This window comes from Gilliamella sp. B3801, assembly GCF_026536645.1.
Classification (GTDB): domain Bacteria; phylum Pseudomonadota; class Gammaproteobacteria; order Enterobacterales; family Orbaceae; genus Gilliamella; species Gilliamella apicola_I.
The window spans coordinates 17,621-27,801 of sequence record NZ_JAFNNR010000015.1; the positions used below are offsets into that span (position 1 = coordinate 17,621).

The window sequence follows — 10,181 nt, forward strand, 5'->3', positions numbered from 1 at the left end:
CGATAATTTTAATTCTTACCTGAGAAACAAATATTAATTTTTACGCTTTTTCAGGTAATCTTTGATACCACTAACAATCGCTTTTGATACTTGATTCTGGAAAGAAGCTGTTTTTAATTTTTTTTCTTCGTTAATATTACTAATAAAAGCGGTTTCGACCAAAACAGAAGGAATATCAGGGGCTTTTAAAACAGCAAAACCTGCTTTTTCAAGTGAAGGTTTATGTAAACTATTGACGCCTTTTAGTCGATTTAATATAGCATTACCTAATAATACACCGTTGCTAATGGTTGTTTTTTGGACTAAATCTAAAATAGTATTATCTAAATATTTATCACCACTGCGACTCACGCCACCTATTTGATCGGCATTATTTTGTGTTTGAGCCAAATAATTTGCTGCCGAACTTGTCGCCCCTCGGGTGGATAATGAAAATACAGAAGATCCTCTAACTGATCGACTGGTAAATGCATCTGCATGGATAGAAATAAAAAGATCGGCATGTAAAGATCGTGCTTTAGCTACTCGTACTTTCAATGGGATAAACACATCTTCATTACGGGTCATATAAACTTTAACATTCGGCTCTTTTTTCAATAAATTAAAAGTTCTGCGTGCAATTTGTAAAACAATATCCTTTTCTCTGGTTTTGTTATAGCCAATCGCACCCGGATCTTCACCGCCATGACCGGGATCGAGCATCACAATAATCGGGCTATTTTTCTTTTTATTAATGGGTGGTTTGATCTCAGCTTGCTGTTGGTTTAGATCACCTTTTGTATATTCTTCTAACAGTGCTAATAAAGGATCATCATCTGTTATTGAAGATTGTTTTGAAGGATAAAGATCGATGACTAAACGGTTTTTAAATTCGGCTATAGGGGGTAACGTAAAAGTATTGGGGTCTATTCCTTGCTTAGCTTCGATCATGATTCTAACCGTTTTAGCATCCAGCTGGGTAACTTGAATTGATTTGATGTAAGGATCGTGACTTAATACTTTCGATGAAATACTTTTTAAAACAGGATTTGAATTGATATTATCAATATCAATCACTAATCGATCTGGGTTAAATAATGCAGCACTTTTGTATTTAAGCTTACTATTAGATTCTAACGTAATTCGTGTATAAGTAGAGGAAGGCCAAATACGAACAGCGACCATTTGTGCCATTGCTGAAGCAAGACCAACACGAGTGACAGACAATAAACAAGTCGCAAGAATACCTTTAACTAAAAGGCGTTTTGTTGGACTGAACGTTTTTGACATATCTAGGCACTTTCAATAATTAAATTAAGGCGGATAATAACATAAATTATTGTGAATGGTAAAAGTTACCAAGAATTATAACTGTTTCGCATCGTTGTAAAAAAAGCTTTTGCTTTAATTCGAAAACATATTCATAAAATTAAAAAAAAGAGAGTAACAGAAGTTACTCTCTCACTCAATTGGAAGAACTTTGAAAACTACCAAAAGAGTATGTTATAAACTGTATTTAGCAGTTATATCGATTCCTTTAAAAAGGAGGACTACTGATAAATAACGAGTTACTTCTCGTTAAATTTATCCCAACAAACATTAACGAGAAAATCTAGCTTAATGGCCAGTCAATTCAGTGCTAAAGTATTGTTAGTTGTAGTCCTCCAACAATAAGCACCGATTGTTAACTAAAGTCAATCTTTAATTTAATAAAGAAAGCATTTAGTAACTGTTAAGTAGTATATCATTTAGAATAAAAATATGAAAGGTAATTTAGTGACTAAAAATTAAAAATATTTAATTGATTGATAGAGTTATTAAGAGCATCTGAAATAAATATAAAGATTATCGTTACAAAAAGACGAGTAACCTAAGTCACTCGCCCTCATTATGTCATTTAAAATCTAAATAGCAATAGTCTTAAAAACGACTACACTAGATGGATTTATTTTGTTTAAATATTTCTGAATTATTCAAATCATTTTGAAATATTTAAAATAAGTTCTGACGAGAAATTCTAACAAATGGTTAGTCATTCAAGTTGGTAGCATAACTTTATGTAGTTCCTGCTGACAACTATGTTAATACTGAAAAATCCTATGGTAGAACCAAATGATACAAATCAGTAGTAGTAACTATAATCCAAAAAAATGAAAAATATAACAATTAATTAGTAATTTTATGTTAACTGTTTTAAGCATAAATTAAAAAGGTTAAATTGAAATTATTTTTTTTAGATAACAATTATTATTTTATTATAGACCCTACATTCACAAAGGATTACAATATGGCACGCTAAAATCGCGGATTTAAACCCGTTTTCATTTTAACAATTAAATATAGCTGAGTTATTGATGAGCAAAAAATTACATATCAAAACTTGGGGCTGCCAAATGAATGAATATGATTCAACCAAAATGGCAGATCTCCTTGAATCCACCCACGGTTTAACATTAACAGACAACGCAGAAGAAGCAGATATTTTATTATTAAATACTTGCTCGATTCGAGAAAAAGCGCAAGAAAAAGTTTTTCATCAATTAGGACGTTGGAAAAATTTAAAACAACATAATCCCGAAATTATCATTGGGGTTGGTGGATGTGTGGCTTCTCAAGAAGGTGCGCATATTCGTAAACGTGCACCTTTTGTCGATATTATTTTCGGTCCGCAGACTTTTCACCGTTTACCGGAAATGATAGAGCAAATTCGAAGTGGAAAAGGAAATCATGTTGTCGATGTAAGCTTTCCTGAAATTGAAAAGTTTGATCGCTTACCTGAACCTCGCAGTGAAGGTCCGACAGCGTTTGTCTCGATTATGGAAGGATGTAATAAATATTGTACCTATTGTGTGGTACCTTATACCCGTGGTGAAGAAGTGAGCCGACCTTGTGACGATGTAATTTATGAAATAGCTCAACTGGCAGAACAAGGTGTGCGTGAAGTTAATCTGCTTGGTCAAAATGTCAATGCTTATCGAGGACCAACCTTCGATGGCGATATTTGTTCATTTGCAGAACTACTTCGGTTAGTCGCTGCCATTGATGGTATTGATCGTATTCGTTTTACAACCAGTCATCCAATTGAGTTTACTGATGATATTATCGATGTTTATCGTGATACGCCTGAATTAGTTAACTTTTTACATCTACCGGTGCAAAGTGGATCGGATCGTGTTTTAAATTTAATGAAACGTACGCATACGGCACTTGAATACAAATCAATTATCCGAAAACTACGCAAAGTCCGTCCAGACATTCAAATTAGTTCTGATTTTATTGTTGGATTCCCAGGTGAAACACAAGAAGATTTTGAACAAACCATGAAATTAATTGCTGATGTCAATTTTGACTTAAGCTATAGCTTTGTCTATTCTGCACGCCCTGGTACACCAGCGGCAGAAATGGAAGATAACGTTTCTGAAGACGAGAAAAAACAACGTCTTTATATCCTACAAGAACGTATCAATCAACAAGCAATGCAATTTAGCCGTCGTATGTTAAATACCGTGCAACGCATTTTAGTCGAAGGACCATCTAAGAAAGATCTGATGGAACTAACGGGCAGAACTGAAAATAACCGTATTGTTAACTTTGAAGGTCATCCTAATATGATTGGTAAATTTGTTGATGTTGAAATTACCGATGTTTATCCAAATTCATTAAGAGGTAAAGTTGTGCGTACCGAGGATGAAATGGATCTGCGTGTGAGTGAATCTCCTATGTCTGTAATCTCAAGAACCCGTAAAGAAAACGATTTAGGTGTCGGTATCTACCAACCATAATAAAAATAACATATTGAATTATTAAAAAAATAATATTTTATCATAATGGAAAGGAAAGAAAAAAATGCTTATTATATTCGGCTCGAGAGGTCGTGAAGTAAACGAAAAAACAGGGCAATTTAATTGCCCTAGTTGTTGTACACAGCAAAACATCAAAACTGATGAAAAACAACAACAATATACGCAAGTTAAAGTGGCAAGATATTTTACATTGTTTTTTATACCAATATTCAGTTTTCAAACATTAGGAAGATACATTAGATGTAATCATTGTCATTCAGAATATAATGAAAATGTTTTAAAATATGTACCGCCTACATTAGAAGAAGAAATTGGTCAGGATGTTGAGCAAGAATTAAAAAGTGGTACACCAATCTCAATGATGATCAATAAACTAAAAACGCAAGGATTAGATGAACAACAGGCTACAAAACTGGTTGATCAGATAGTATCGGGAAATATTGTTACTTGTCATCATTGTAAAAAGGAATTTTTAAAAGGTGTTGAAAAATGTCCTTTATGTGAAGGATATCTTAGCAATTAACATGAATGATTAGAGGGCTTATCATTGAAAATTATTACACATCAAACCGTGCTTGAACCAGATGATAATCAAAGATTAAATAGTCTTTGTGGCCCTCATGATGACAACGTAAAACAACTTGAACGTCGACTTGGTATTGAAATTAATCATCGAGGTAATCTATTTTTGATTACCGGTGATCAGATTTGTGTTAACGCAGCCGATCAGATTTTAAAGTCACTTTATCAACAAACTAAAACCAAAAACAACATTATTGATATTGAACCCGAACACATTCATTTAGCAATAAAAGAATCCGGTGCGCTTGAAAAAATGAAAGAACATCTTCCTGCTTATACTGATCAGCATGGAAGTAAAATGGTGATGATTAAAACAAAACGTGGGGTAATCAAACCAAGAACGCCCAATCAGGCTCAATATATTGCGCATGTTTTAGATTATGATATCTCGTTTGGTATTGGGCCTGCGGGAACGGGTAAAACCTATTTAGCGGTGGCAGCTGCTGTTGATGCACTAGAAAAGCAACAGATTCGTCGGATAGTACTGACTCGACCCGCTGTTGAAGCGGGTGAAAAACTTGGATTCTTACCAGGTGATTTAAGCCAGAAAGTCGACCCGTATTTACGCCCACTTTATGATGCGCTATTTGAAATGCTGGGTTTTGAAAAAGTCGAAAAACTGATTGAAAAAAGCGTGATTGAAGTTGCGCCACTAGCGTATATGCGTGGTCGTACTCTAAATGATGCATTTATTATTCTCGATGAAAGCCAAAACACCACAATAGAACAAATGAAGATGTTTCTAACACGCATTGGCTTTAACTCAAAAGCTGTTATAACAGGGGATATCACTCAAATTGATTTACCGCGTCACCAAAAATCCGGTTTACGTCATGCAATTGAAGTTTTAAGCCAAGTTGATGAAATTAGTTTTAACTTTTTTAATAGTGAAGATGTTGTTCGTCATCCGGTAGTTGCCAGAATTGTCAACGCTTATGAACAATGGGAACAACAAGAGCATCAATTAAAAAGCAGTATTTAAGGAGTATTATTATCCCTATTACAACAAAAAAAAAGCGAACTAATATTCGGGATCATTCAGCAGAAACAAACTTATTCCTGCGTAGAGCTTTGTTTGCTTTTGTGGTAATTATCTTTTTGATTATTATTTTATTAGTGAATTTAGCGGATCTTCAAATTGCTAATTTTAGTTATTACAGTACTAAATCAAATAATAATCGTATCGAAATTATACCTATTCCTCCTAGTCGCGGCATGATTTATGACCGTAATGGAACGCCATTAGCCAGTAATAATATCACCTATCAACTAAACATTATTCCTGATAAAACCAAAAATCTGAATGAACAATTTGAACAATTAAAAAAAGTGGTTGATTTGACAGATGAAGATATTGAAAATTTCCAAAAAGAAAGACGAAATTATCGCGCTCACAGACCCGTTCCGCTAAAAGATAACCTTAGTAAAGAACAAATTGCACGATTTGTTGTCGATCAACACAGATTTCCTTTTGCCTCAATTGTTAAAATACAACACCGCTATTACCCTTATGGTGCATCACTAACTCACATTCTGGGGTATATCTCAAAAATAAATAGCCAAGATAAAAAGCGGTTAGAAGAAGAAAATAAAACCAGTAATTATGTTGCGACGCTCAATATCGGAAAAATGGGCATTGAACGCTATTATGAAAACATATTACATGGCACAGCTGGTTATGAAAAAGTTGAAGTTAATAGTCGCGGACGTATCGTCCGACTGCTTGAACAGCATCCACCGCAAGCAGGCGAAGATATCTATTTATCAATAAATCTCAAATTACAACTTTACATCGAAAAACTTCTTGCTGGGCGCAAAGCTGCTGTGGTGGCGATTGATCCCAATAACGGGGAAGTCCTAGCGATGGTCTCAAGCCCTAGTTATGATTCAAATGATTTTGTTGGAGGGATATCAAGTGCAAAATATAATGAATTACTCAATGATCCGAACAAACCATTATTTAATCGGGCTTTGTTGGGGGCTTATCCACCTGCTTCAACCGTAAAACCCTTTATTTCTGTAGCTGCATTAAGTGAAGGGGTTGTAACGCCCAAAAGCGTGGTTAACGATCCTGGATGGTGGCAATTACCGGGAACTGAAAGACGTTACCGAGACTGGCTAAAATGGGGACATGGTCGGGTTGATGTACTAAAAGCGATAGAAGAATCAGTAGATACCTATTTTTATCAAGTTGCTTATGATATGGGGATTGATCGTTTAAGTTTATGGATGACTAAATTTGGCTATGGTCAACGCACCGGAATTGATATGTCACCAAGTGAAGAGACACGCGCTGTTATGCCAAGTCGAGAATGGAAAAGTAAACGTCATAAAAAATCCTGGTTACAAGGAGACACTATCCCTGTTGGCATTGGTCAAGGATACTGGACTGCAACACCAATGCAAATGGCAAAAGCATTAACTATCTTAATTAATAATGGAAAAACTTATACCCCCCATTTTTTACTGTATAAAAAGAGTGATATTTTAAATTCCAATGAAGATCAGTTTCACATTGATCCCGTTCAATTTGAACAGCCAAATAATTTAACAGAAGTTAAAACAAATTATTGGGATTTAGCGAAAGAAGGGATGTATAGAGTGATGTTTGGTTCACGAGGAACAGCACGTAAAGTGTATGCTGGCGCTCAATATCAAGCAGCAGGAAAATCAGGAACAGCACAAGTGTATGGTTTAAGAGAAAACGAAACTTATAATGCGAACAATATTCCCGAGCATTTACGTGATCATGCATTATTTATTGCTTATGCGCCTTACGATAAACCCAAAATAGCATTGGCTATTGTACTTGAAAATGGGGGGGGCGGAAGCTCAAATGGTGGTGCGGTTGCACGCAAAATTCTTGATTTTTATCTATTAGGCAATCACTCCACTGATCTCGATGACGCAGCTCAAGATACAGGATATGAAAATTAATTATGAATAACATCAAAAAATCTTTTTGGCAAAAGATACATATTGATCCCCTTTTTTTTCTATTTATAACGCTACTACTCTGTTATAGCTTATATATACTTTGGAGTGCGAGTGGGCAAAATATCGATATGATACAAAAGCGAGTGATACAAATACTCCTTGGTTTTTTTATCATGATATTTTTAGCTCAATTTTCACCTCGAACCTATGAAAAATGGGCTCCCTATCTTTATATTTTTTGTATTATCATTTTACTGTTTGTTGATATTTTTGGTTACACCAGTAAAGGCGCACAAAGATGGTTAGACTTAGGTGTATTGCGATTTCAACCATCAGAAATTGCAAAAATAGCCGTGCCATTAATGGTTGCTAAATTTATTCATCGTGATGGCTGTCCTCCACCTTTAAAAACCACATTACAAACCTTGGCTATTATTGGTGTGCCAACTTTACTTGTTGCAATGCAACCGGATTTAGGTACAGCTATATTAATTGTCATGTCAGGAATATTTATTATCTTTTTGGCTGGTATTGATTGGCGATTTATCATTGTTGCTGTCATCTTAATTGCTGCTTTTTTACCTATCATGTGGTTCTTTTTAATGCATGATTATCAACGTGAACGGGTGTTAACACTTTTTAATCCTGAGCGAGATCCAAATGGTACGGGTTATCATATTATTCAATCTAAAACTGCCATTGGTTCTGGAGGGATATGGGGTAAAGGATGGCTTGAAGGCACGCAATCACAATTAGAATTCCTACCAGAAAGACATACTGACTTTATTTTTTCTGTAATTGCAGAAGAATTTGGTTTTATTGGTACTATCGTTCTGTTAATTCTTTTTTTATGTTTAATTGTTCGTGGGTTAATTATTGCATCACAAGCACAAACGACATTTGGTCGGATATTATCAGGTGGTTTGATTTTAGTCTTCTTTGTCTACGTGTTCATTAATATCGGTATGGTCAGTGGAATCTTACCGGTAGTTGGTGTACCATTACCTTTAATAAGTTACGGTGGCTCATCATTAGTCGTTTTAATGGCATGTTTTGGCATTATGATGTCTATTCACACACATCGATATATGTTATCTAAAAATATTTAACGGAATTCAAATAAATGAAAAAGAAATTTAAATTATCTTTTGCTATCTTGATGCTGTCAATTTGCACATCAGCATCTGCTGATATGCCTTTTCCTATTCCAGCTATTCCCCAATTAAATGCTGAATCTTATATTTTAATGGATGCCAAATCAGGCGAAATTTTAGCGGAATATAACGCTGAACAACAACGTGATCCAGCCAGTCTTACCAAAATGATGACCAGCTATGTAGTTGGTCAAGCTTTACACTCAGGTCGAATTAAAAATGATGATATGGTTGTAGTCAGTAAAGATGCATGGGCAACGGGTAACCCTGTATTAAAAGGATCATCATTAATGTTTTTGGAAGTGGGTAAAACCGTTTCTGTTTCGGATCTTAACAAAGGTATCATCATTCAATCAGGTAACGACGCTTGTATTGCAATGGCTGAACATATCGCAGGTAGCCAAGGTGCTTTTGTAAATTTAATGAATGACTATGCCAAAAAAATAGGTTTGGAACATACCCATTTTGAAACCGTACATGGACTTGATGCGCCAGGACAATATACCACAGCCAAAGATATGGTGTTATTAGGTCGCGCATTGATTCGTGATTTACCTGATGAATATGCGATTTATAAAGAAAAAGAATTTACTTATAATCTTTCTAAACCGCAATTAAATCGTAATGGCTTACTATGGGATACTACATTAAATGTAGACGGAATCAAAACAGGTCATACCCAAGCAGCCGGTTACAACTTAGTTGCCTCTGCTGTCGAGGGTAATACACGTTTAATATCGGCAGTATTAGGCGGAAGAACCTATAAAGGTCGGGAAGAAGAAAGCAAAAAATTATTAGTTTGGGGCTTTCGATTCTTCGAAACGGCTAACCCTATAAAAGCGAATATGCCTTTATTTACTGAATCCATTTGGTATGGAGATGAAAATAAAATCCAACTAGGTTCAATAGACGGTGCTTATGTTACTGTACCAAAAGGTCGTTCAGCTGATCTACAAATAAAATATGTCATTGATAACTATATTTATGCACCGATAATGAAAGGAAGAACAGTAGGTAAAATACAATTTTTATTAGATGGCAAAGTGATTAATGAACAACCATTAGTGGCACTGCAAAATGTTGCAGAAACTGGGTTCTTTGGATCTGTATGGGATTGGATAGAATTACAGTTTGTAAAAATTTTTAATTAATAGATTTTTTTTTAGTTTTGCAAGCTTTGCTTGCAAAACGCTCTATTTATAGCCCTTCATTAATGATTTGATGAAAAAATATCTCCCGTTCTAGTTTCACCTTCCTCCTCAATATTTAAAAAATTAAAAGCCGTCAATTCACTTTATTTAAATGCGTTTAACATCACTGTATCCATTATCAATAGCAATAAAAAATTAACCTTATTAACAAAATATTTTCAATTTATTTAACAAAAGCTTGCTTAGCTTAACGAATGATCTTATCATTGTAAAATGATTAAGATTATCAAAATCGATAACATAAATAAAAGTTAATTAGGGATAGTATGGATATTAAGGAGTAGTTGTGGTTCGTTGTTTAGTGCTATCAGATAACCGATTACCTATTTACGGTAATTTCTGTCATTTTCATGATGATTTGTATCTCAACTTACAATCATTATCACATCAATTTCTTGATTCTTTTCTGATTATCGATGCCCCCAATTACTCCAACTTAATCAACCAAAATCATTATTACCCAAATAACGTTGGAAAGCTGATTAATCAGTTTGATACATCAGGAAAGGAGTAAC

Annotated in this window: 8 protein-coding genes; 7 read left to right on the plus strand and 1 reads right to left on the minus strand. The window is 34.6% G+C overall.

What is annotated here, in order from left to right; genetic code table 11:
• Positions 1 to 33 precede the first annotated feature (33 nt).
• Entirely contained in the window at positions 34 to 1,269 is a 1,236-nt protein-coding gene (locus tag J3U14_RS11290) for an N-acetylmuramoyl-L-alanine amidase (RefSeq protein ID WP_267351164.1), read from the minus strand.
• A 1,064-nt stretch (positions 1,270 to 2,333) separates the two neighbouring features.
• Between J3U14_RS11290 and miaB the strand changes: the two genes are divergently transcribed.
• The 7 genes from miaB to J3U14_RS11325 all read left to right on the plus strand — a co-directional run bounded on the left by miaB (position 2,334) and on the right by J3U14_RS11325 (position 10,180).
• On the plus strand, positions 2,334 to 3,761 hold the full coding sequence (gene miaB, locus J3U14_RS11295) for a tRNA (N6-isopentenyl adenosine(37)-C2)-methylthiotransferase MiaB (protein ID WP_267351163.1): 1,428 nt from the start codon (positions 2,334 to 2,336) through the stop codon (positions 3,759 to 3,761).
• A 64-nt stretch (positions 3,762 to 3,825) separates the two neighbouring features.
• Complete coding sequence (locus J3U14_RS11300) at positions 3,826 to 4,305, plus strand: zinc-ribbon domain-containing protein (protein WP_065558468.1); 480 nt, start codon at positions 3,826 to 3,828, stop codon at positions 4,303 to 4,305.
• Between the two features lie 24 nt (positions 4,306 to 4,329).
• The gene (locus tag J3U14_RS11305; protein WP_267351162.1) at positions 4,330 to 5,346 is read left to right on the plus strand and encodes a PhoH family protein; all 1,017 of its coding nucleotides are present in this window, start codon (positions 4,330 to 4,332) and stop codon (positions 5,344 to 5,346) included.
• Positions 5,307 to 7,301 (plus strand): penicillin-binding protein 2, encoded by a 1,995-nt coding sequence (gene mrdA / locus J3U14_RS11310; protein ID WP_267351161.1) that lies wholly within the window; start codon positions 5,307 to 5,309, stop codon positions 7,299 to 7,301. Before J3U14_RS11305 ends, mrdA begins: the two co-directional genes overlap by 40 nt.
• 2 nt (positions 7,302 to 7,303) lie before the next feature.
• Positions 7,304 to 8,410, plus strand: a complete 1,107-nt coding sequence (gene mrdB / locus J3U14_RS11315) for a peptidoglycan glycosyltransferase MrdB (protein ID WP_267351159.1) — start codon at positions 7,304 to 7,306, stop codon at positions 8,408 to 8,410.
• Positions 8,411 to 8,424: 14 nt separating this feature from the next.
• Entirely contained in the window at positions 8,425 to 9,606 is a 1,182-nt protein-coding gene (locus J3U14_RS11320) for a serine hydrolase (protein WP_267351158.1), read from the plus strand.
• Between the two features lie 346 nt (positions 9,607 to 9,952).
• On the plus strand, positions 9,953 to 10,180 hold the full coding sequence (locus J3U14_RS11325; RefSeq protein WP_267351156.1) for a hypothetical protein: 228 nt from the start codon (positions 9,953 to 9,955) through the stop codon (positions 10,178 to 10,180).
• The last annotated feature ends 1 nt before the right edge of the window (position 10,181 follow it).